This window comes from Streptomyces cyanogenus (assembly GCF_017526105.1).
Lineage (GTDB): Bacteria > Actinomycetota > Actinomycetes > Streptomycetales > Streptomycetaceae > Streptomyces > Streptomyces cyanogenus.
The window spans coordinates 1,294,952-1,316,347 of record NZ_CP071839.1 but is presented as its reverse complement, the minus strand read 5'-3'; the positions used below and the strand labels follow the sequence as shown (position 1 = coordinate 1,316,347).

Annotated in this window: 20 protein-coding genes and 3 pseudogenes; 14 read left to right on the top strand and 9 right to left on the bottom strand. The window is 72.7% G+C overall.

Features of this window, described 5'->3' with window-relative positions; translation table 11 throughout:
• Positions 1 to 349 precede the first annotated feature (349 nt).
• Complete coding sequence (locus S1361_RS05510) at positions 350 to 1,603, top strand: ROK family protein (protein ID WP_208030705.1); 1,254 nt, start codon at positions 350 to 352, stop codon at positions 1,601 to 1,603.
• A gap of 22 nt (positions 1,604 to 1,625) precedes the next feature.
• Here the strand turns inward: S1361_RS05510 and S1361_RS05505 are convergent.
• From S1361_RS05505 to S1361_RS05485, 5 genes and pseudogenes are all read right to left on the bottom strand, one after another.
• Positions 1,626 to 2,673: pseudogene (locus tag S1361_RS05505) on the bottom strand (S66 family peptidase).
• A 61-nt stretch (positions 2,674 to 2,734) separates the two neighbouring features.
• Entirely contained in the window at positions 2,735 to 3,646 is a 912-nt protein-coding gene (locus tag S1361_RS05500) for a phosphotriesterase family protein (RefSeq protein WP_208030704.1), read from the bottom strand.
• Positions 3,643 to 4,227, bottom strand: a complete 585-nt coding sequence (locus S1361_RS05495) for a DUF4865 family protein (RefSeq protein WP_208030703.1) — start codon at positions 4,225 to 4,227, stop codon at positions 3,643 to 3,645. The genes S1361_RS05500 and S1361_RS05495 overlap by 4 nt, the downstream gene beginning before the upstream one ends.
• Before the next feature lie 16 nt (positions 4,228 to 4,243).
• Positions 4,244 to 4,633: pseudogene (locus S1361_RS05490) on the bottom strand ((R)-mandelonitrile lyase).
• A 5-nt stretch (positions 4,634 to 4,638) separates the two neighbouring features.
• Positions 4,639 to 5,214, bottom strand: a complete 576-nt coding sequence (locus S1361_RS05485; RefSeq protein ID WP_243769093.1) for a TetR/AcrR family transcriptional regulator — start codon at positions 5,212 to 5,214, stop codon at positions 4,639 to 4,641.
• Between the two features lie 217 nt (positions 5,215 to 5,431).
• Between S1361_RS05485 and S1361_RS05480 the strand changes: the two genes are divergently transcribed.
• The 4 genes from S1361_RS05480 (at position 5,432) to S1361_RS05465 (ending at position 7,511) form a co-directional block, all read left to right on the top strand.
• The gene (locus S1361_RS05480; protein WP_208030701.1) at positions 5,432 to 5,782 is read left to right on the top strand and encodes a hypothetical protein; all 351 of its coding nucleotides are present in this window, start codon (positions 5,432 to 5,434) and stop codon (positions 5,780 to 5,782) included.
• On the top strand, positions 5,779 to 6,075 hold the full coding sequence (locus tag S1361_RS05475) for a hypothetical protein (protein ID WP_208030700.1): 297 nt from the start codon (positions 5,779 to 5,781) through the stop codon (positions 6,073 to 6,075). The genes S1361_RS05480 and S1361_RS05475 overlap by 4 nt, the downstream gene beginning before the upstream one ends.
• Positions 6,076 to 6,167: 92 nt before the next feature.
• Positions 6,168 to 6,893: a dienelactone hydrolase family protein gene (locus S1361_RS05470; protein ID WP_208030699.1), complete on the top strand. Its 726-nt coding sequence runs from the start codon at positions 6,168 to 6,170 to the stop codon at positions 6,891 to 6,893.
• Between the two features lie 207 nt (positions 6,894 to 7,100).
• Entirely contained in the window at positions 7,101 to 7,511 is a 411-nt protein-coding gene (locus S1361_RS05465; RefSeq protein WP_208030698.1) for a RidA family protein, read from the top strand.
• 587 nt (positions 7,512 to 8,098) lie between these two features.
• On the opposite strand, the pseudogene S1361_RS05460 reads toward S1361_RS05465, so the two are convergent.
• Positions 8,099 to 8,632, bottom strand: a pseudogene (locus tag S1361_RS05460) (ATP-binding protein); the annotation flags it as partial.
• A 228-nt stretch (positions 8,633 to 8,860) separates the two neighbouring features.
• The gene (locus tag S1361_RS05455) at positions 8,861 to 9,184 is read right to left on the bottom strand and encodes a hypothetical protein (protein WP_208030697.1); all 324 of its coding nucleotides are present in this window, start codon (positions 9,182 to 9,184) and stop codon (positions 8,861 to 8,863) included.
• Between the two features lie 306 nt (positions 9,185 to 9,490).
• On the opposite strand from S1361_RS05455, the gene cds1 reads away from it, so the two are divergent.
• The 8 genes from cds1 to S1361_RS05415 all read left to right on the top strand — a co-directional run bounded on the left by cds1 (position 9,491) and on the right by S1361_RS05415 (position 16,947).
• Entirely contained in the window at positions 9,491 to 10,615 is a 1,125-nt protein-coding gene (gene cds1, locus S1361_RS05450) for an L-cysteine desulfhydrase Cds1 (RefSeq protein ID WP_208030696.1), read from the top strand.
• 226 nt (positions 10,616 to 10,841) lie between these two features.
• Positions 10,842 to 12,044 (top strand): sensor histidine kinase, encoded by a 1,203-nt coding sequence (locus tag S1361_RS05445; protein WP_208030695.1) that lies wholly within the window; start codon positions 10,842 to 10,844, stop codon positions 12,042 to 12,044.
• On the top strand, positions 12,041 to 12,442 hold the full coding sequence (locus S1361_RS05440) for a roadblock/LC7 domain-containing protein (protein WP_208030694.1): 402 nt from the start codon (positions 12,041 to 12,043) through the stop codon (positions 12,440 to 12,442). The genes S1361_RS05445 and S1361_RS05440 overlap by 4 nt, the downstream gene beginning before the upstream one ends.
• Positions 12,439 to 12,813, top strand: a complete 375-nt coding sequence (locus S1361_RS05435; protein WP_208030693.1) for a DUF742 domain-containing protein — start codon at positions 12,439 to 12,441, stop codon at positions 12,811 to 12,813. Before S1361_RS05440 ends, S1361_RS05435 begins: the two co-directional genes overlap by 4 nt.
• A complete protein-coding gene (locus tag S1361_RS05430; RefSeq protein ID WP_208030692.1) occupies positions 12,788 to 13,390 on the top strand; it encodes a GTP-binding protein in 603 nt (200 codons plus the stop codon). The genes S1361_RS05435 and S1361_RS05430 overlap by 26 nt, the downstream gene beginning before the upstream one ends.
• A gap of 94 nt (positions 13,391 to 13,484) precedes the next feature.
• Positions 13,485 to 14,789, top strand: a complete 1,305-nt coding sequence (locus tag S1361_RS05425) for a cytochrome P450 family protein (RefSeq protein WP_208036482.1) — start codon at positions 13,485 to 13,487, stop codon at positions 14,787 to 14,789.
• 104 nt (positions 14,790 to 14,893) lie between these two features.
• Entirely contained in the window at positions 14,894 to 16,156 is a 1,263-nt protein-coding gene (locus S1361_RS05420) for a cytochrome P450 (protein WP_243769092.1), read from the top strand.
• Entirely contained in the window at positions 16,153 to 16,947 is a 795-nt protein-coding gene (locus tag S1361_RS05415) for an enoyl-CoA hydratase/isomerase family protein (protein WP_208030691.1), read from the top strand. The genes S1361_RS05420 and S1361_RS05415 overlap by 4 nt, the downstream gene beginning before the upstream one ends.
• Here S1361_RS05415 and S1361_RS05410 read toward each other — a convergent pair whose 3' ends face one another.
• Positions 16,948 to 17,418 (bottom strand): SRPBCC family protein, encoded by a 471-nt coding sequence (locus S1361_RS05410; RefSeq protein ID WP_208030690.1) that lies wholly within the window; start codon positions 17,416 to 17,418, stop codon positions 16,948 to 16,950. It abuts the gene before it with no gap.
• A 69-nt stretch (positions 17,419 to 17,487) separates the two neighbouring features.
• Complete coding sequence (locus S1361_RS05405) at positions 17,488 to 18,321, bottom strand: DeoR/GlpR family DNA-binding transcription regulator (RefSeq protein ID WP_208030689.1); 834 nt, start codon at positions 18,319 to 18,321, stop codon at positions 17,488 to 17,490.
• Between the two features lie 528 nt (positions 18,322 to 18,849).
• On the opposite strand from S1361_RS05405, the gene S1361_RS05400 reads away from it, so the two are divergent.
• Positions 18,850 to 21,393 carry a hypothetical protein gene (locus tag S1361_RS05400; RefSeq protein ID WP_208036478.1) on the top strand — a complete coding sequence of 848 codons (2,544 nt, stop codon included), beginning with the start codon at positions 18,850 to 18,852 and terminating at the stop codon, positions 21,391 to 21,393.
• The last annotated feature ends 3 nt before the right edge of the window (positions 21,394 to 21,396 follow it).

Sequence of the window (21,396 nt, the reverse complement as noted above, 5' to 3'; positions counted from 1 at the left end):
ACCCCTGCGGGTGAGAGCGCGGCCGCTCGTCGGGCGCCCGCTGTCCGCACCCCGGGCGTCGGCACCGCGGCCGCCCGGCAGGTCCGCCCGGGCGGGGATCGGTGCCCGTACGCCTTCACCCGGCACTGTCGTCGTCGGCGACGGCAGCCCGGTGAAGCCCTACCCGGACCGGCTCGGCGGGCCGAGCCGCCGCACGGTGACCGGCGCGCTCGGCGTGCCCCGCGCTCGCGCGGACGGAGGGCGTTCGGGCTGGGCCTGGCCGGCCGGCTCGACATCACCGGGCGGGTCCGTGGGCCTGTAGTCGGCGCCGCAGGCCACACCGGGTGCGGATCATGGGAGACTCGCCCTCATGAGCGGCAAGGCGGATCCCCGGACAGCGGGGGAGAGGACCACCTCAAGGGCTCGGCTGGACCGGGGGCGCGGCGCGCTCGGGCCCGCGCTGGAGCTGGTGCACACCGGACGGGCGCCGACCCGGGCCGTGCTCACCGCCGAACTCGGCGTCACCCGGGCGACAGCCGGTGCGGTGGCCGCCGAGCTGGAGGCGCTGGGCCTGATCCGGGTGGACGCCCGGCCCGGCGCGGCGGCCGGCTCCCAGGGACGCCCCTCGCACCGGCTCCAGGTCGCCGAGGACGGGCCCGTCGCCCTCGCGGCGCAGATCCACGCCGACGGCTTCCGGGCCGCGCTGGTCGGCCTCGGCGGGCGGATCGTGGCGACCGCGCCCGGCTGCGAGACCGTCGAGGCCGACCCGGCGAAGGTGCTCGGCTCCGTGGTCGAGGCGGGTGCCGGACTGCTGCGCGCCACCGGCCGGCGCTGTGTCGGCGCCGGACTCGCCGTGCCGTCCGCCGTCGCCGAACCCGCCGGCCTGGCGCTCAACCCGCTGCACCTGGCCTGGCCCGTCGGTGCCCCCGTGCGCGAGATCTTCGCGGAGTGCGTGCGCGCCGCCGGCATCGACGGACCCGCGTTCGCGGGCAACGACGTCAACCTCGCCGCGCTCGCCGAACACCGCCACGGGGCCGGGCGGGGCGCGCGCGACCTGCTGTGCGTGGCCACCGGGCACCGGGGGGTCGGCGGCGCGCTCGTCCTGGACGGCCGCCTGCACACCGGCAGTTCGGGGCTCGCGCTGGAGGTCGGTCACCTCACCGTCAACCCGGAGGGCCGCCCCTGCCACTGTGGCAGCCGCGGCTGCCTGGACGTCGAGGCCGACCCGCTGGCGCTGCTCGTGGAGGCGGGCCGCGAGCCCGGCCCCGAGGTGTCGCTGCTCCAGCAGGCCAACGACCTGGTGCGCACCCAGTACGACGACCCGGCCGTCCGCACGGCCGCCGAAGCCCTCATCGACCGCCTCGGCCTCGGCCTGGCCGGCCTGGTCAACATCCTCAACCCCGACCGCATCATCCTCGGCGGCCTGCACCGCACCCTGCTGGACGCGGACCCGGCCCGGCTGCGGGCGGTGGTCGCCGACCGCAGCCTGTGGGGCCAGAGCGGCGGCGTCCCCATCCTGCCGTGCACCCTGGACCACAACAGCCTGGTCGGCGCGGCCGAACTGGCCTGGCAGCCGGTGCTGGACGATCCGCTGGGGGCGCTGGCCGGAAGCGAGCGGGACTAGCGGTCCGCAGCGCGCCGGGCCGTCAGTACGTCACCGTGATCCGCCGTGCCGGGCCGTCCACGACGACCTGTCCGCCGTACGGGATCACGAGTTGCGGATCGGTGTGACCGAAGTCCACGTCGAAGACGGCCATGGTGTGCGGGGCATGCACCGCCAGCGCACGAAGCACCGCCTCCCGCTGCTCGACGACATAACGCCGCTTGGCGTCCGCGTCGTTCGGCCGCTCGAAGGACCAGGCCCTGGCCCGCCCCATCAGCAGGCCGGGAAGTGCTCCAGCAGGCCCCGTTCCCCCATGTTGCGCAGGATCCGGAAGACCTCGGCCGCACTCGGCAGCTCCTCCGAGGTCTCCAGGAACAGCACGCTGCCGTCGTAGGCCGCGGGATCGCGTTCGGTCTCGCGGTCGGCCATCAGCAGCCACGAGAGGATCTCCAGGTTCCCGCCCCAGGCGCGCGCCCCTCGACGCGCCGGTCGGGCCGGTGCCAGATCCAGCCGTCGGCCGGCTGGGAGTCGGGTTCGGCGTCGAACGTGGCCGGGTCGGCCCAGTCGCGGTCGCTGTCGCGGTAGCGCTCGGCCGGGCGCAGTTCGTACGGACCCGACGTGAACAGGCCCGCGCGCAGCGAGTCGGCGGTCATCGGGTGCACCGCGTCCGGGCGCCCCAGCTCGGTCATCACGCAGGCGCCGTGGTAGCCGACGATGCCCAGGTTGCGCAGGAACAGCAGCACATTGGTGTTGTCGCTGAAGCCGAAGAACGGCTTGGGGTGCGCGCGGATCAGCTCCCGGTCGAGATGGGGCAGCACGGTGATCTGGTCCTCACCGCCGATGCTGGCCATCACCGCCTTGATCGTCGGGTCGGCGAACGCGGCGTGGATGTCGGCGGCGCGCTCCTGTGGGGTCGCGCCCATGGTGCGGGTGGTGGGGTATTCCACCGGTACCAGGCCGAAATCCTCGCGCAGTCGCCTGAGCCCCAGTCCGTGGGGGAGCGGCAGGAGCCCCGGCAGCCCGGACCCGGGCGAGAGGATCGCCACGCGGTCGCCCGGCTCGGGCTTGGGCGGATACGCGGGTGTGGTCATGCCGGTCAGGTCAGGGGGCCCGACCGGTACCGATCATCCGCATTTCCCGGCCGGGCCGCGCTCACCTCCAGCCCACCCCGAACGCCCGCCCCGGATGCTCCCCGAGCATGCGTTCCACCAGCTCGGCGCCGACCGCCTCCGCCAGCCGCTGCCGCACCCGGCGCAGCAGGTACGGCAATCCGGGCCCGCCGGCGACCGAGCGGGCACCGGCGACCACCGTGTCCCCGCCGAGCAGCAGCCGGTCCCCGAACCCCGCCTCGGCCAGGGCCCGTACCGCCTCCGGCATCCGCCAGTCGGTGGCGTGGTGGGCGCGGGACGGCCCGTCGAAGGCCAGCCAGCATCCCGATGCGGCGGCCTGCCGGTGCAGCACCGGGTCGGGGAAGCGGTTCAGGTGCCCCAGGACCACCCGGTCACCGGGCACGCCCAACTCGCCGCACAGCAGGTCGAGTACGTCCAGTGCGCCGGTGCCCAGCTCCAGGTGCACGGCGACGGGCGCGCCGGTGGCGTGGTGCGCCTCGGCCGCCGCCGCCATCGTCCAGCGGGCGTGCGCGTCGAGCCCGTGGAAACCGCCGGCCACCTTGATCAGACCGGCCCTGACCCCGGTCGTACGGATGCCCTCGGTGAGTTCCGAGACGAACAGCCCGGCGAGCCGTCCGCCCCGCAGCTGGGCGAGCGACTCGGCGTCGTAGTGCGCCGCTTGGTGCAGTCCGGTGGCGCAGACGATCCCCACCCCGGTCGCCCGGGACAGCGCCGGCAGGTCCGCCGCCCGCCGGCCCATCCCGTACGGCGTCCACTGCACGACGGCTGCCCCGCCCACCGCGCGGAACGCCGCCAGCTCGGCCCGCGCGGCGCGGACGTCGTCCAGCTCCTGCCCCGGCAACCGCGGGCTGCGCAGGAAGAGATGGTCGTGGGCGTCGCACACGCCCAGCTCCGCGGGCCGGATGTCGCCGAGGACCGTACGGACGCGGGTCACCACTGCCGGCCGGGCGGGAGCCGGCTCCGGCCGGGCGCGGACAGGTACAGCACCTCGAAGACGTCCCCGTCGGCGTTCGGAGCGTCGTGCGCCCAGAGGGAGAAGTGCACCAGCTCCCAGGCACGCGTGTCCACGGCGGCCGCCGCCAGCACCGCACCGTCCTGCGCCGCCAGCCTCCCGGTCTCGGCCGCCGCGTCGGCCATGAAGGACGCCAACTGCACCCCTTCCGGCACGGGTTGGCGCCGCCGGACGGCGAACGCCGGCGCGGAGGCGGTCGCCGCACCCTCCTCGAACGCCAGGCCGGTCCACTGCCGGACCGCGGGCCGCCCGAAGTCGTCGACGGGCCCCTGGAAGGCCCCGCCCCACAGGAAGCTGTTCATGCCCCGCACGGTGTTCCAGAGGTAGAACGGCCCGTACTGGTTCACCGGCGAGCCGTTCACCCCGCGTTCGCGCATCACGTAGGTCTTGATGCCGAGGCCGTCCCAGTCGTCCAGCAGGTGCCCGACCCGGGCGACACGCGAGCGGACGATGCCCATGTCGTAGTCGGCCGGCAGGGTGAACTCGTACTGCATGGCGTGCATGTGTTGTGGTTCCCTCTCAGGCGGGGTAGTCGGTCACGTGCGCGTGCCACTCGGTCGTCGTGCCGTCCGCGGCGGCCTCGACGACCGCCAGGTGGGTCATGAAGGTGCGGGGTCAGGCACCGTGCCAGTGCCATTCGTCCGGTTCGATCCACACCGTGTCGCCCGCGCGGATCTCCTCGACCGCACCGCCTCTGCGCTGTACCAGCCCCTCGCCCTCCAGGACGTGCAGCACCTGCCCGTGTGGGTGGCGGTGCCAGGCCGTGTGTGCGCCCGGGGCGAAGTGGACGCTGAACATCCGCAGCCGGGAGGGAGCCGCGGGGGCTGCTATCTCGTCCAGCCAGACCGTGCCGGCGAAGTACTCCGCCGGCCCCTGCCAGGTGTCGGGACGCTGTCGGGTGATGTGCACGTGACTCAGTTCTCCTGTCCGGGGACCGGCGGGGCGAGCAGGGAGAGCAGACCGCGCACACCGGCGTCGAAGGCGGCGGGCGATCCGGAGGCGCGGGCGAGGACGTAGCCGCCCTGCACGGTCGCGAGGACGGCGGCGGCGATCTCCGCGCCGTCCAGCCCGGGCGCGAACTGCCCCTGCCGCTTGCCCTCTTCGACGATCCCGGCGATCCGTTCGCGGATGGCGGCGATCGTCTCGTCGACGGGTGCGCGCAGCTCTTCGCTCGCGATGACGTCCGGGTCCATGGTCAGCCGGCCCACCGGGCAGCCCCGCAGCACATCGCGCTCGCGCAGCAGGTACGCCTCGATGCGCTCGTACGGCGTGCCCGGCCCGTCGAGTACGGCCTCGGCGGTGGCCCGCAGTTCGTCCGCGGTGCGCCGGATCGCAGCCAGGGCGAGGTCCGGCTTGCCCTTGAAGTGGTGGTACATGCTGCCCTGACCCGCCCCGGCGCGCTCCAGGATCGCCTTGGGGCTGGTCCCCACGTAACCGCGTTCCCACAGCAGCTCGCGGGTGGACTCGATGAGTCGGTCGGAGGTGCTCATGCGCTCACTGTACATACTAGTAGTTACAGAACGCCAGCTCCACGGCCGTGCTCGGGGTGGGACTGGCAGCTCGCAGGTTCAGGTGTCGCGTATTCGCCGCGCCCGGACGGGTCACGCTGAGTGAGCCGGCGTGGGCTCGGCGGCACCCGGCAGTCCGCCGGTCGGTGATCGGCATGATGGGCGGCGGCAAGTCTCGGGTGTCTCCAGAGGAGCGACTATGGCGTTCAGGACCGGAGTCGCCGAACGGGACGAGTGGTGCTATTCGCCGGCGGTCGGCGTCGGACCGCTCCGGTTCGGTACGACCGTCGACGAAGTGGTCGAGGCGGCGGAGATGCTCGGCCGGACGGAGGTCAGCGATTGTGCACGTGACCACGCGATCTTCACGCCGACTTGGAAGGTTGTGGTCCACCGTCGAGGGGTGGCTCCTTCACCGCCTGCCGTCACGGCCTGTGTGAGCCAGGCCGTGGGGCTGTTCTGCGTCGCCGCGGACGCCGTGCACGGACCTCAGGTCACGTATGACGGACTCCCTCTGGTCGGGAGAGACCTGTCGGAGCTGGAGACGACGTGATCGCGTACGCCGAGGCAGAGGACGTGCAGTTTCGCTACACGCCCGAGGGCTACGCAGGACCGGATGACTCCGGGATCGTGATGCGCGGGCAACCAGTCGGGCAGGTCCTCCGGTCGCGTCCCTTGTTCATGGTGACGCGCGACGGAGCGAATACCGAATGGGACTCGATGCCTTCCGAGGAATACCGCGTCGACAGCGCTCTCAGGCACGCGTCGCCAGACAGCAACTCCTCGACTACCCGGCCTCTTCGGGCCGACAGCGGTTTGTTCACAGGCTCTGAGCTGAACCGCTGACGGAGTGGTTCCGGAATACGTCAGAGACCTGCCTTCTGCCAGCGGCAGAGCACCGGCCCGACCGGGTTCGACGATCACTACAGTCCAAGCTCATGACGACGGTTACAACGCGCACGATCGAGTACGCGGCCGACGGCCTGACCATGATCGGGCATCTCGCGCTCCCGGCCGGTGTCGACCGCCGGCCCGCGGTCTTGGTCGGGCCCGAGGGGATGGGGCTCAGCGACGTCGAGCGCCGCCGGGCCGATGTGCTCGCCGAGCTGGGATACGTGGCCCTGGCCTTCGACCTCCACGGCGGGCGCTATTTGGGCGATCCTGAGGAGATGTTGGCCCGTTGCATGCCGCTGCTCGCTGACCCCGACCGGATGCGAGGCATCGGACACGCGGCGCTCGACGTGCTCCGCGCCGAGCCGCGGACCGACCCGGACCGGATCGCCGCCGTCGGCTACGGCACCGGGGGCGCAATCGCGCTGGAACTCGGGCGCGACGGCGTCGACCTGCGCGCGATCGCGACGGTCAACGGACTGACCACGGGCCGACCAGGCGAGACGGCGCGCATTCACTGCCCGGTGTGGGCCGGGGTCGGGTCGGAAGACCCGATCATGCCGCCCGCGCAACGGGACGCGTTCACTGCCGAGATGCAGGCCGTGGGCGTTGACTGGCGCCTCGTGGTCTACGGCGGCGCCTTGCACGCCTTCCACCACCCGCCGGTCGACCACATCGTGCTTCCTGGAGTCGGTTTTCACCCTCAGCACGCGCAGCGAGCTTGGCGGGACGTCGTCGACCTGCTCGCCGAGTGCCTGCCCATAACGGAGTGATCTGGTCGGCAACCACGATCCCGGAGCGCAAACCAAGCCGGTCGACCGGGGCTTTTCGGCAACCCGCGAGCGTGCCGGACGCCGCTGCGCAGATGGGGGTTGGTTCACAGGCTCTTAGCTTGTCCTTCGCCCTCGCGCTGCGTCGGGCGGTCGTGCTGTGGGTCAAATTTCGGTGCGTGTCGGGAGCAGATTGGTCAGACTCGCGCCATGGCAGCGAAGATCAGCCGCATCAACCCCGATCAGTTGCATGAGACGCCGGGCTACCACCACATCACCGTGGTGGAGACCGGCCGAACGGCTTATCTGGCGGGGCAGTGCCCCCTCGACCAGGGCGGCTCTCTCGTCGGCCCGGGCTCCCTCGAGATGCAAGTCGATCAGGTGGTCGTGAACGCACTTGCCGCCCTTGCGGCGGTGAATGCTCAGCCGCAGCACGTGGTGCGGTCGGTGATCTACGTGCGCAGCGATGACAGGGAGGATCTTGGCCTCGCCTGGCACCGGCTTACCGCTTCCGCCCTGGGGCTGGCCTTCACGTCCGCCAGCACGCTCCTGGGGGTTGCGCAGTTGGGCTTCGCAGGGCAGCTGGTCGAGGTGGATCTCACCGTCGCGCTGCCCGACTGAGCGGCTCTCATGCCTCGAACGGCGTCTCGAACTGTTTCGCCCACATGGTCATGTGCCGGACGCCGAGGCGGCCTCCGTCTGATCCTCGGGAGGGGGTGAGAACGCCCCGGCCCCTTGCCGGGGCTCCAGGGCGTCATCCGCCGCCGCCCGCCCGCGTGTTGCCGCCGGGGCAGGTCGCCGTCCGGTCAGCTGCGAACGGCGGGTCCGGCGGGAGCCGGGGTCCCGGCGGCGGGGGACGCCGGCCGCGCCGCGGGGGCGGGGGTCGCGGGCGCGGCCGTGACGGGGACCGGGCCCGCGGCGGGTGCGGGCGCCGTGCGTCCGGTGGGTGCGGAGACGGTGCTTCCCGCCGGCACCGTCGTTCGGGCGGGTGCCGCGCCGTGGCCGGGTGCGGGTGCCGTACGACCCGCCGGGGCGGTGCCGGCGGTGCCCCTCCCGGGCGCCCGCGCACCGGCGGGCACCGCACTGCCGGACTCGCCCGCAGATCCACTGTCCGCCACGGCACCGGCCCGGACCGCGGCCCGCGCGGGCACGGCGGCGCCGTTCGCCACGCCGACCGCCACCCGCCCCGAAGCCCCGTTCCCGGCCGCCACCGAACTCTCCGCCCCGGCCGTCGGCACGGAAGCCCCCGTACCGACGCCCGCGCCGGCAGGCACCGGTGTCGGCCGTGTCGTACCCCGCGGAGCGTGGTCCGGATGGCTGCGCGGCGCCGCCGCGGCCGGCAGGGTGAACCACACCACCTTGCCGTTCTCGCCGTCCGGCCGCGCGCCCCAGCTCTCGCTGACCGCTGCCACCATCGCCAGTCCCCGCCCGCAGGTGGCCAGCGGGGTGGCGTCCGCCGTGTCGGGGACGTCGGCCGGTACCGGAAGGCGCGGATCGTGGTCGCGGACCGAGACCGTGAGCCGGTCCGGCAGCAGCTCCAGCTCGACGGTGCACGACTTGTCGGGCCTGGCGTGCCGGTGGACGTTGCTCAGCAGCTCCGTCACACCGAGCGCGGCCCGGTCTATCAACGGGTCCAGATGCCAGTAGCGCAACTGCGCAGATACGATTCTGCGGACCTGGCCGATCCGCGACGGCAGGGCTTGGAGCTCCACCGTGCAGTGCCTGCTTGGGTGACTGATCACGGCTGCGACTCCCCGATGTGAGGTCCGGAGGAACCGGAGAACACGGAGAACAACGGATCCAGCAGGGTGCTTGCGTCCAAACGTCCGCCTGCTGTCGTGGCCGGCGGGCTGGTTCGCAGCGTTATCGCCGGTAAACCCAGAGTGACGTGAGACCAGCGTGACGCAGCGGATGCGCTCCCGCAACTCGCCGCGACCGACCGCTGCGCACCGTGAGCGGCGTACGGCTCCTCAGCCGCCGCGTCCCGCCGCCCGGCGCACCGCCTCCACGAACCGCCGTGCCGCCGGGGGACCGGGCTGCCCGGGCGCGGGGTCGTGCTCGCCCAGCGTCAGCAGGTACCGGGTGCCGTTGACGTCGGCCAGCGCCCGGTCGTCCGGCACGAACCACGGCTTGGACGCGCGCACCGCCTGCACCGGCGCGCTGTCGATCTCGCTGCCGTAGCTGGTGAGCAACTGCAGCCTGCCGTCGCTGATCCGGACCTGGCCGGCCCGGGTGAGCGAACGCAGGCGCTTGCCGATGCGCACGCCGGTGGCCGTGAACTCCGGCTCCGCCATGTCTCGCCGCCCCCTTACGGTGTTCCCGTTCGGTTCCCTGTGCGCCCCCGTTCGGGACGGTGGTCCCGTCGCGTGCAGTCTGCCCCGGTACGGCGTGGAGCACCAGTACGCACGGGGCGCGTGCGACAACCGCCCGGAGCGTACGCGCCCGTGCGCCCCCCGAGGGTTCGCACGCCTGTGCCCCAGGGCCGCTTTGGGCGGCTCAAAGGTGCGTTTATGCAGGTGGGAAGCGTTCTGAAAGCTGCCTATGCTCGAACTGCCGGCTCGCGTGAGACGCCGTCGGCGACCAGCGTAAGGAGCCCCGCCGTGAGCACCACCCCCCGGACCGAAACCGGCGCCACCCTCGACGTCGACCGCAGTGACGCCGCCTACCGAGCATGGCTGAAAGAGGCCGTCCGCAAGGTCCAGGCGGACGCCAACCGGTCGGCCGACACACACCTGCTGCGCTTCCCGCTGCCCGAGCAGTGGGGCATCGACCTCTACCTGAAGGACGAGTCCACCCACCCCACCGGGAGCCTCAAGCACCGGCTCGCCCGTTCCCTGTTCCTGTACGGACTCTGCAATGGCTGGATCCGTCCGGACCGACCGGTGATCGAGGCGTCCAGCGGCTCGACGGCCGTCTCCGAGGCCTACTTCGCGAAGCTGATCGGCGTGCCCTTCATCGCGGTCATGCCACGCACGACGAGCGCCGAGAAGATCCGACTGATCCAGTTCCACGGCGGACAGTGCCACTTCGTGGACGACTCCCGGAAGATGTACGAGGAGTCCGCCCGCCTCGCGGTGGAGACCGGCGGCCACTACATGGACCAGTTCACCTACGCCGAGCGGGCCACGGACTGGCGAGGCAACAACAACATCGCCGAGTCGATCTTCCGGCAGTTGCAGCTGGAGCGGTTCCCCGAGCCGGCCTGGATCGTCGCGACGGCGGGCACCGGCGGCACCTCGGCGACCCTCGCGCGCTACGTGCACTACATGCAGTACGACACCCGGATCTGTGTCGCCGACCCCGAGAACTCCTGTTTCTTCGAGGGCTGGACCAGCGGCGACCCGGACGTCACCTGCGACTGCGGCTCCCGGATCGAGGGCATCGGCCGGCCGCGCATGGAGCCCAGCTTCGTGCCCGGTGCCATCGACCGGATGATGAAGGTCCCGGACGCGGCCAGCGTCGCCGCCGTACGGGCGCTGGAGGGGAGCATCGGCCGCAAGGCGGGCGGCTCCACGGGCACCGGTCTGTGGAGCGCGCTGAAGATCGTCGCCGAGATGGTGGCCGAGGGGCGTACCGGCAGTGTCGTCACCCTGTTGTGCGACCCGGGCGACCGGTACCTGGACAAGTACTACTCGGACGCCTGGCTCGCGGAGCAGGGCCTGGACATCGAGCCGTACGCGGGGGCGCTCGACTCGTTCCTGGCGACGGGCGTGTGGCCGGACTGATTCCGCACCGTGGCAGCCGTCGTGCGACGGGCGTGTTGCCGGGCTGTGTGGGTTTGGTGTCGTCTCAATTGAGGCTCTGGGCAAGCCGGTTGTGCCGGTGTGACTGATAAGATCATCCCACTTTTCAACGGGCTGACGACGTGTCATGAACGCGTCTGGGGGACAGTCTCGAAGGCACCATCGCGCTGCTCATGCTCCTGGCGCGACGCGACTTGAAGAGAGTCTCATGACGTCATTGACCCAGGATCCACTGCTGTGGATCTTGCTTGTGGTGCTCGTCGCTGCGGTCGTCGCAGTGATGCGGGCCCGGAGAACCAACATGGCGCTCCGAAGAACGAGGAAGGACCTGGAGACCGGGCTGGGGGAGGCCCGTGGCGATGTCGGTCAGCTCCACGCACACATCGCCGCGCTGACCGCGCAGCACCAGCGTGACCTCGCGGACGTACGGGCGGACGCGGAAGCCGCGACCAAGGCGGTGCTGAAATCCGCGATGGGAACCCTCCAGTCGCTCGCCGAGGAACAGCAGGTGCTCCTGGACAACCTGCTGAAGAAGTACGGCGACACCACCGAGGTGCTGGCCGACCTGATGACGGTCGACCACACCGGCAGCCAGTTCAGCCGCCGTGCCAAGGGCATCTCCGTGCTCTGCGGCGGCTGGCTCGGCCGCCGCGAGCGCGCCGCCACGGTGTACGACGTGGCGCGCAGCGCCCAGGGCAGGATCAAGGACTTCGACCGGGTCAGCGTCCACTCCCAGGTCAACGTCTCCCTCGTCGGCAAGGCGGTCGAGCCGGTGGCCGTCGTCCTGGCCGAACTGCTGGACAACGCGACGAACTACAGCGCGCCCGGCACCCCGGTGGAGGTCAACATCCAGGCCGTACCGACCGGGTTGTGCTTCATCGTCGACGACGCCGGACTCGGCATGGACCAGGAGACCAAGGACCGGGCGGCGGCGCTGCTGGCGGTCGACGGTCCCGTCGACATCACCGGTCTCGGCGACCCGCCGCGGTTCGGCTTCGCCGTGTGCGGCATGCTCGCCGCCCGCTACGGCTTCGCCGTCTCCGTCGGTTCCGTGTCCCCCTACGGCGGAGTGCGTGCAGTGATTCGTGTGCCCGAAAGTCTTCTCGCGGCCGACGTGCCGTCCCCCGCGGCCGACGTCCAGCACGACGAGGGCCAGGAGGCGGCTCCCCAGCGGCTGGCGCCGGTCCCGGTCGTGGGTCCCTCGCACGTGGTGGGGACGACCTCGGGAGGTCTGCCCAAACGCCGGCGGCGTGGTGGCCCCGTCACGGTGGTCCCGTCCCTCGACGCCGGCGGCCAGGAGGTGCCGTCCGGGCCCGCCAGCGAGGTGACGGCGTCGCGGCTCGGGGCGTTCGCGCGCGGAACACAGCTCGGGCGCACCACGAACACCACGGAAGGACCTGACAACAAGTGAACATCGACCTGTCCTGGGTGCTGAACGACCTACTCGAGGTACGCGGAGCCCGGCACGCGATCCTCGTCTCGGGCGACGGCCTGCTGCTGCAGCGCTCGGACGACATCGCACGGGACGATGCCGAGACCAACGCCGCCGCCATGAGCTCCATGCAGTCGCTCAGCCGGGCCGTCGCCGGGTTCGTGGGAGCGGGACACGGGATCTGGAAGCAGACGCTGCTGGAGTACGACGGCGGCTGGATCTTCCTGATCGCGGCCGGCCAGGGCTCCTACCTCGCCGTCTCGGCCGCGCTGGACGTCGACATGGAGGCCATGTCCTTCCGTATGCAGAAGACGGTGTCCGCCCTGAGCAAGGCGATGAGTGTGGCGCCGCGCTCGGACAACGGTGCCGGCGCATGAGGAGCCCCGGTGAGGAAGCCTCCGTCACCAGCGACTTCGTCCGCTCCTACGTCATCACCGGCGGCCGGACCCTGCCGGCCGCGGACGACCTGGCGCTGCACACCCTCGTCACCCTGGCTCCCGACCGGACGCCCCCGTTGGGAGCCGGCCCCGAGGTGATGGCGATCTGGGAGCTGTGCGCCGGCGGCTACCTGTCGGTCGCCGAAGTGGCCGGCCACCTGGGACTGCCGGTGGGGGTGGCCCGGCTGCTGCTGACCGACTTATCCGAGCAAGGGCACCTCCTGCGCCGCGCCGAGCCGCCCCGGGCTCAGAACGTTGACAGAGCGACCCTGGAAAAGGTTCTGAATGGACTCCAATCCCTCATCGGCTGAGACGGCCCCCGGATCCATATACGTCTCCAGCGCGGTGACCAACGCTGCGAAGATCCTGGTCGTCGGGCACTTCGCCGTGGGCAAGACGACCTTCATCGGCTCCCTGTCGGAGATCACCCCGCTGCGCACCGAGGAGAAGATGACACAGGCGTCCCTCCACGTGGACGACCTCAGGGGCGTGACGGACAAGACCACCACCACCGTGGCCCTGGACTTCGGCCGGCTGACGCTCAGCGACGACCTCGTGCTGTACCTGTTCGGCACCCCCGGCCAGCAGCGGTTCATGCAGCTGTGGGAGGACATGGCGCGCGGCGCGCTGGGCGCGCTGCTCCTGGTCGACCCCGCCCGGCTGGAGGAGACCTTCCCCGTCATCGACCTCGTCGAGCGCTACGGCCTCGAGTACGCCATCGCCGTCAACAGCTTCGAGCCGGGCAGCGTTTACGAGGAGGCGGAGGTGCGCGAGGCCCTCGACCTGCTCCCGGACACCCCCGTCGTCTACTGCGACGCCCGCGACCGGCAGTCCTCCGCCCACGCGCTGATCGCGCTCGTGCGTCACCTGCTCACCCGAGCCGCCTGACACCCCCATCCCCCCGGACCATCGGCCCGGAGCCAGCAGAAGGAACCTCATGGACCGCCAGTCAGCCCCCGCCCCCGCCGGCGGCCGATGCCCCATGCACGACGCCGCGTTCGCCGCCGACCCCCACCAGGTCTACGACCGGCTGCGTGCCCACGGTCCGGCCGGGCCGGTCGAACTCGCACCCGGTGTCGACGCCACCCTGGTCGTCGGCCACGAGACGGCCCTGCGCGTGCTGCAGAACTCCACGCTCTTCGCCCGGGACGCCCGCCGCTGGAAGGCTCTGAACGAAGGGCGGATCCCGCTGGACAACCCGGTGCTGCCGATGATGGCGTACCGGCCGAACTGCCTGTTCACCGACGGCGCCGTGCACCTGCGGCTGCGTAAGGCCGTCACGGACAGCCTGGCCCGGCTCAACATCACCCGGATCCGCCGGGACGTCGAGCCCCTCGCCGACTACCTCATCGACCAGTTCAGCGAGCGCGGCCGGGCCGACCTCCTCAACGACTACGCCAAGCTGCTGCCGCTGCTGCTGTTCAACAAGCTCTTCGGCTGCCCGGCGGACATCGGTGACACCCTCACCAGCGCGATGTCGGCGATCTTCGACGGTCAGGACGCCCTGCGTGCCAACGAGGAGCTGACCGCCTGCCTCATGGAGCTGATCGCGCTCAAGCGCCGCCGGCCCGGCGACGACGTCACCTCCTGGCTGATCCAGCACCCCGCGGGACTCACCGACGAGGAACTCAAGGACCAGCTGGTCATGCTGATGGGCGCCGGTGTGGAGCCCGAGCGCAACCTCATCGGCAACGCCCTGCTCCTGCTGCTGTCGCCCGACACCAGCGGACGCGACTCCGGCCTGCTGGTCGAGGAGGCGATCGATCACGTGCTGTGGAACCAGACGCCGATCGCCAACTACGCCACGCACTACCCGGTCCAGGACGTCGACCTCGGGGGAGTGGTGGCGCAGGCCAACACGCCGGTCGTCATCAGCTTCGCCGCGGCCAACAGCGACCCCGCGCTGGCGGAGGCCCGCCGGATGCACAGCAAGGGTGCCCACCTGGCCTGGGGAGCCGGTCCGCACGCCTGCCCCGCCAAGGACCCGGCGCAGGTCATCGCCGTCACCGCCATCGAGAAGATCCTCAACGCGCTGCCGGACCTGACGCTGGCGGTCCACGAGAAGGAGCTGGAATGGCGGCCCGGGCCGTTCCACCGGGCCCTCGTCGCCCTGCCCGTGGCCTTCAGCCCGACCCCGGCCACCCGCATGGCCGCCGCGCTGCAGAACCGCGGCGTCGCCGTCGCGCCGGAGCAGCCGCTCCCCACGGCGCCGGTCGCCGCCGCGCGTCAGGAACCGGCCAGGAAGAAGGGCTTCTGGAGTAGCTTTCTGGACATCTTCCGGGTCTGATGTGCGGCATGTGACGGGAGCAACACTGTCAGGCGCATGACATGGATGAGGGGAGGGGTAGGTTCCGGCGGTAACGGTAGCGCCCAGCCACAAAGGAGCTTCGCGTGACCGCCGTTGGCGTCATGAGCGGACCCATCACCGACCGCCGGGCCGTCGTTCCTCTCCTTCGCCGCCTGCGGTCCGACGCGGGGCGGGCCGACCCCCTCCCCGTCTGGGCGGAGCTGCGCGAACTGGGTGACGTGGTGCCGGCCCCCTGGGGCGGCTACTTCGTGACCGGGTTCGAGGCGTGCAGCCAGGTCCTGCGCGGCAGGAACTGGCTCGTCCCCGACTTCGGCTGGCAGGAGCGCCAGGGCGACACCGCGCGCTGGCGGGAGCCGGCGACCCGGGAGATGACCCGGACCCTCTCCCGCCTCAACCCGCCCGAGCACACCTTCCAGCGCCGCGCTCTGGGCAACCTCTTCGACCGTGACACCCTCGAGACTCTGCGGCCCCGGATCGCCGCCCACGTCACCCGGCTCCTCGACCGCCTCCGGTCACACCTGCGCGCCGACGGCACGGCCGACTTCGTCCCCCTGGTCGGCGACCAGCTCCCGATCCACACCGTCGGCCGGTGGCTCGGCGTCCCGGCCGAGCACTACCCCCGCATCCTGGACTTCACCCATCGCCAGGTCCACGCCCAGGAACTGCTCCCCACCAAGAGCGAACTGGCGATCTCCGCCCGGGCCACCGTCGAGATGAGGGACTTCTTCACCCGCCTCGTCGCCCACCGGCGCGCCCACCCTGGCAACGATGTCCTCTCCGGCTGGATCCGCCACTGGGACGCCCAGTACCCCGACGACCGGGCGGCGGCCGACCAGACGCTCTACGACCTGACGATGTTCATCACCATCGCCTCCCTGGAGACCACCGCCACCCTGCTGACCAACGCGGTGTGGTTCCTCACCCGGGACCCGGACCGGGCCGACTGGCTGCGCCGGCACCCCGAACACACCGACGACGCGATCGACGAGGTGCTGCGCTACGACCCGCCCATCCACCTCAACTCCCGCTACGCGGCCGAGGACACCGTGCTCGCCGGCGTACCCATGGCCAAGGACACCACCGTCCACGTCCTCTACGGCGCCGCCAACCACGACCCGCGCCGCAACGAGAACCCGCACGTCTTCGACATCCGCCGCAAGGGCGGCCACCTCACCTTCGGCGGCGGCGCCCACTACTGCCTCGGTTCGGCCCTGGCCCGCCTGGAGGCCCGCCTGTTGCTCACCCAGCTGCTGGAACGATTCCCCACCCTGCGGCCGATCGCGGCCCCGACCTACGCGCCCCGGATGGTCTTCCGGCGCGTCACCTCCCTGAAAGTGACCACATGACCGCCCTCTCCCTCCAAGCACTCCAGGCCCTTCCGGCCGTCCCCGGACAGCAGACCCTGCGGACCTATCGGGAAGGCCCCGTCCTCACCATCGAGCTGAACACCCCCGAGCACGGCAACACCGTCACCGACGCCCTGCTGGACGACCTCCTGGCGGTCCTCCAGGACCAGGACCCGGACGTCCGGGTGCTGGTGCTCACCGGCAGCGGGGACGACTTCTGTCTCGGCGGGGACCGTGGCGAGTTCACCCGGCACCTCGCCGACGACCCCACGGGCAGCGGCATCCGGACGTCGGGGGCCAGGGCGCGGCGCGTCTGCGACGCCCTGACCGGGAACCCGGCCGTCACCATCGCCCGCGTCCACGGCAAGGTCATCGGGGCGGGCATGGCCCTGGCGCTCGCCTGCGATCTGCGGGTGGGAGCCGAGGACGCGACCTTCCGGCTGCCCGAGCTGGCCCTCGGGCTGCCCACCGCGTGGGGCGGCCTGCTGCCCCGCCTCATCAACGAGGTCGGCGCCGCCCGGGTCCGCGAACTGGTCCTCACCGGCCGGGCCTTCACCGCGGCGGAGGCCCAGTCCCTGTCCATCCTGCAGAAGGTCGTCCCGGCACACGAACTCGACGCGGCCGTCGCGGCCTGGGCCAGGCCCGTCGTCCGCCGTCCCCCGGCGGCCCTGCGCGTCACCAAGACCCTGCTCAACTCGCTGTCCGCCGCCTCACGCCTGGCGGACGTCTCCCTGCTGGACGCGGAGCTGATGGCAGCGGTGGTGACCGAGGCGCACCACGCCCGCGAGTGATCAGCGCCTGGACAGCCGCCGGTCCAGGGACGCCACGGCGTCACGGAAGGCCCGCTTGAGTCCGGGCCGGGCCAGCCCGAGGACGAACCGGAAAGGCGCCGTCCCGTCGGCGGCGAAGGTCCACCGCACCTGGGTGCCGGCGCCGTGCGGAACCAGGCGCCACTCCTCGGCCAGGGCACGGGCGCCCGGCGCGTTGGTGGTGTCGACCCGGTAGGTGTACACCTCGGGCGCCTTGGCGACGAGCACCGTCTCCGCGAACCGCGTCCCGCCCCGGAGCCGGATCTCCCGCCCGCCGCCGTCGGTGGTCCGGGCGGACGTCACCGCCGAGAACCACTCCGTCCAGCCGGGCACGTCCTCGGCGAGCGCGCGGAAGACCTGCTCGGGGGGCGCCGAGACGTTCCGCGCGAAGACCAGACGCACGGGCGCGGCCCCGACGAAGTCGACACCCACCGGGCGCAGACGACGAGCCATGGACGATTCCCCCTCGTGACGTTCCCGCAGGGTGATTGACCGGGCATCGTCACCTTAGCTGACGGACTCTCAGCTGTCTGCGGTGTCCTCTTCCTCGGGCTCGCCCGCCACGACCACCCGCAGGTGCTCGGACATCTCCGCCCGCGCCTCGGCGGGCAGGCCCGCGTCGGTCACCAGCGCGTCGACCTGCTCCAGCGCGGCGAAGGAGCTCAGCCCCACCACGCCCCACTTCGTGTGGTCGGCGACCACCACGACCCGGCGCGCGGAGTGCACCAGCCGTCGGTTGGTCTCGGCCTCGGCGAGGTTCGGCGTGGACAGGCCGGCCTCCACCGATATGCCGTGCACACCGAGGAAGAGCAGATCGAAGTGGAGCGAGGCGATCGCCTGGTCGGCCACCGGCCCCACCAGCGAGTCCGAGGGGGTGCGGACCCCGCCGGTCAGCACCACCGTGGCCGAACCCTGCCGCTGCCCCGAGGTGCGGTGCGCGGCGTGGAAGACGTCCGCGACCCGCACCGAGTTCGTCACCACGGTCAGCTCCGGCACCTCCAGCAGGTGCTGGGCGAGCGCGTACGTCGTCGTACCGCCGGACAGGGCGATCGCCGCCCCCGGGCTGACCAGGCGGGCCGCGGCGCGCGCGATGTCCTCCTTGGCGGTCAGTTCCAGGCCCGACTTCGCCTCGAACCCCGGCTCGTGCGTGCTCGCCTCGACGACGGGCACCGCACCGCCGTGCACCTTCTCCAGCACGCCCTGGCGGGCGAGCGCGTCCAGATCGCGGCGCACGGTCATGTCCGAGACGCCGAGCTTGCGGGTCAGTTCGTTGACCCGTACCCCGCCCCGGCGCCGGACCTCGTCCAGGATCAGGGCGCGGCGCTGCTCCGCGAGGAGGTTCTGATTCTCACTCACGTACGCTCCGGTCCTTTCGCCGCCATCCGTCCGACACGCCCGGTGCACCGGCTCCGACCAGGACGTTCCGGCCGTCCGGCAGTGCGCGGGCGTTCCATCTTTTCACGGCTGGGCTCAGGCTGCGCCACCGCCTGCGGGACCGTCCGCCGTGACCCGCTTCGGGGAGATTCCGTGACGACAGCTGTACACGACCGCCGGAGACGAGATCCTGGAGCCCGCACGACACAGACGTCAGGGCGTCACGGGGGAAGTGCGAGAACGATGAGGCGCACGCAGAACCACTCCGCCGACCACGGCGGGAACCACCCGGCCGGGGAGTACGAGGGGGATGCCGGGCCGCACCCGGAAGGCTCTGGACGGCACCCGGACCGGCAGGCCGGGTGCCGTCCAGAGTGCTCGGCCGGGCGGTGCGAGCGGCACACCGGGTCGTTACCGGACGGTGCCGAGGAGGGCGTGGGCCGGCTCGCGGACCCGGAGACCGAGCTGGAGCTGCTGGTGCACGGCGTCGGCGGCGCCACGCCGGAGAGGATGCTCGGCGATCCGCGAACGGTCCGGGTCACCGGCGACGACACGGCCGCCGTCTTCCGGCGCGCGGAGGACACCGAGACCGACCCGGCCGGGCGGCGCTCCCGCGGCGGACCGGTCCGCGAGGCGTACGTCTGGTGCAAGCTCACCTCCGGCGACGGCAGCCGCGCCCTGTGGCTGTTGCTGCTGCCGTTCATGGTGGTCAACCTCGCCCACTGGATGCGGCCCGCCGCGCCCGCCCGGCCCCGCACCGTCCGGCTCTACGGCCTCCTGGTGCGTCTGGCCGCCCTCACCCTGACCGTGCTGCTGGTGGCGGCCGCCTGCGAGGTGGCGCTCGACCTGGTCGCCTGGCAGTGCGCGGGCACCCGCGCCTGCGTCCGCCGCCATTCCTGGCTGGGCTTCCTGGAGCCCGCGGGCCCCGGCGCCCCGGCCGGATCCGGCGGCTGGTGGAGCGCACCGGGCCGCAGACTCGCCCTCGCCGCGGCCCTGCCCACCGCGCTGACCGCCCTGCTCTGGTACCTCTCACACCGCACCTGGCGCGCCTACGAGTCCTACCCGCCACTCTCCCCCGCCCCTGCGCCGGGCACCCCCGGAACCCTGCCGCCCGTGGACGGATCCGCCCCCGGGGCCGAGGGCCGCGAGCGGGACGCTCGGGATACCGTGCCGGGCGCCCCTGACGACTTACCGGACGCCGACGGCTCCATGCCGGACGCTCCCGCCCCCGAGCGGGGCACCCCCGGTCCCGTGCCGAACACTCACGGACCCGAGCCGGATGCCCAGGGCTCCATGCCGGCCGCCGGTCCCGTGCCGGGCGCCCCCGCTCCCGGGCGGGATGCGGACAGCTCGGTGTCGGGCACTCACGGTCCCGAGCGGGACGTACCCGACCCCGCCCCCCACGGCAGTGCTCTCGCCCGGCCAGGGTTCTGGTACGGGCGGCGGCTGGTTGCCCGGTTGCGGGCGGCGCACACCGCGGCGGGGCTGCTCACCGTGGCCGCCGCCGTCGTCACCCCGGCGGTGCGCTTCGATCTGCGAGGCGGCGGGCCCGCCGTGCTGGACCTGCTCGGCCGGCTGCTGGCCGTGGCCCTGCTCGCCTGCGGTGCCGCGGTCGTGGGCGTGGTGTGCCGCCGGGGTCGCAGCGAGCGCCGTCTCGACCAGCGGCTCGACCGGCACCTCGTACGCGCTCTGCCGCTCGCCGCGCTGGCCCTGCTGCTGTCAGCCCTGCTCTATGCCGGCTGGTCCCGGCCCGGCTGGCGGTCCGCGGGCCGGCTGCCCGGCGACCCCGCCTTCGGCACCCTCATGCTGACCCAGGGCCTGCTCGTCCTCGCCCTCGCCGCCGTGGCCGGGTACCTGCACCGGCGCCGCCCCGACCCGCGCGCCGCAATGCGCGGCCTGGGCGGCCCCGCCGTCGCGCTGCTCGCCTGCGCCCTCGGCGGAGTCATCTCCGGCGGGGTCGCGCAGCGGGTCGCCGACTGGCTGGACGGCACCCGCGCCCTGCTCACCGGGCCGCCCGTCCTGCTGACCTGGCAGGCATCCGCCATCCCACCGCTCCTCGCGGTCCTCCTCCTGCTGTCCGCCGCGCTGGCGACACGCACCGCCCGGCTCGCCCGCGCCGAACGCGACCGGGTCCGCCGGGAGCACCCCGGCGAACCGGAGGACCCGCCCCGCACCCGCGCCGTCGCCCACGCCCGCGCCATGGCCACCCTGACCGACCGGACGCCCCTCGTCGTCGCCGTCCTCACCGCCACCACCCTCGTCCTGGGCAGCGCGGCACTGGCCGGAGCCCTGGCCACGAGGGAGACGCCCGACGGGGCGGCCCACGCCTCCCACCACCTCGTCCAGGCCGTGGCCGAGACCTCGCAGGCGCTGGGCTCCTGGCTGGTCGGACTCGGCTTCCTGCTGTTCGTGACCTGGGGCCGGCGCGCTTACAAGGACGCCTCGGCACGACGCACCATCGGCATCCTCTGGGACGTCGGCACCTTCTGGCCCCGCGCCGCCCACCCCTTCGCCCCGCCCTGCTACGCCGAACGCGCCGTGCCGGACCTGACCTGGCGCATGGCCACCTGGACCCGGCGCACCGGCGGCCGGCTGGTGCTGTCCGGCCACTCCCAGGGCAGTGTCCTCGCCGCCGCCGCGGCCTGGCAGCTGCCGCCGCCCGTACGCGGCCGGGTCGCCCTGCTCACCTACGGCTCCCCGCTGGAGCGCCTGTACGGCCGCTGGTTCCCGGCCCACTTCGGCCCGCCCGCGCTCGCCGCCCTGCACCACGACATCGCCTGCTGGCGCAACCTCTACCGCCGCACCGACCCCATCGGCGGCCCCGTGCGGGTCCCTGCCCGCGTCCCCGACGACACCGCCCCCGACGTGGACCACGAACCGCTGCGCGACCCGCTCGCCTACGGCCGCAGCCCCGACCACCCGCTCCCGGCCCCGATCCTCGGCCACTCCGACTACCAGTCGGACCCCGTCTTCACCCGGGAACGGAACCGCCTCCTGACCCGCCTGCGCCCGCGGCTGCCGGGCCAGCGCCCGGATCCGGGAACCCGGGGCTGAGGC

Coding starts and splice junctions, on each gene's coding strand:
- S1361_RS05510 (WP_208030705.1), top strand. CDS start 350: ATGAGCGGCAAGGCGGATCCCCGGACAGCGGGGGAGAGGACCACCTCA.
- S1361_RS05495 (WP_208030703.1), bottom strand. CDS start 4,227: ATGCACGCCATGCAGTACGAGTTCACCCTGCCGGCCGACTACGACATG.
- S1361_RS05485 (WP_243769093.1), bottom strand. CDS start 5,214: ATGAGCACCTCCGACCGACTCATCGAGTCCACCCGCGAGCTGCTGTGG.
- S1361_RS05480 (WP_208030701.1), top strand. CDS start 5,432: ATGGCGTTCAGGACCGGAGTCGCCGAACGGGACGAGTGGTGCTATTCG.
- S1361_RS05470 (WP_208030699.1), top strand. CDS start 6,168: ATGACGACGGTTACAACGCGCACGATCGAGTACGCGGCCGACGGCCTG.
- S1361_RS05465 (WP_208030698.1), top strand. CDS start 7,101: ATGGCAGCGAAGATCAGCCGCATCAACCCCGATCAGTTGCATGAGACG.
- S1361_RS05455 (WP_208030697.1), bottom strand. CDS start 9,184: ATGGCGGAGCCGGAGTTCACGGCCACCGGCGTGCGCATCGGCAAGCGC.
- S1361_RS05445 (WP_208030695.1), top strand. CDS start 10,842: ATGACGTCATTGACCCAGGATCCACTGCTGTGGATCTTGCTTGTGGTG.
- S1361_RS05435 (WP_208030693.1), top strand. CDS start 12,439: ATGAGGAGCCCCGGTGAGGAAGCCTCCGTCACCAGCGACTTCGTCCGC.
- S1361_RS05430 (WP_208030692.1), top strand. CDS start 12,788: ATGGACTCCAATCCCTCATCGGCTGAGACGGCCCCCGGATCCATATAC.
- S1361_RS05425 (WP_208036482.1), top strand. CDS start 13,485: ATGCACGACGCCGCGTTCGCCGCCGACCCCCACCAGGTCTACGACCGG.
- S1361_RS05415 (WP_208030691.1), top strand. CDS start 16,153: ATGACCGCCCTCTCCCTCCAAGCACTCCAGGCCCTTCCGGCCGTCCCC.
- S1361_RS05410 (WP_208030690.1), bottom strand. CDS start 17,418: ATGGCTCGTCGTCTGCGCCCGGTGGGTGTCGACTTCGTCGGGGCCGCG.
- S1361_RS05400 (WP_208036478.1), top strand. CDS start 18,850: ATGCTCGGCGATCCGCGAACGGTCCGGGTCACCGGCGACGACACGGCC.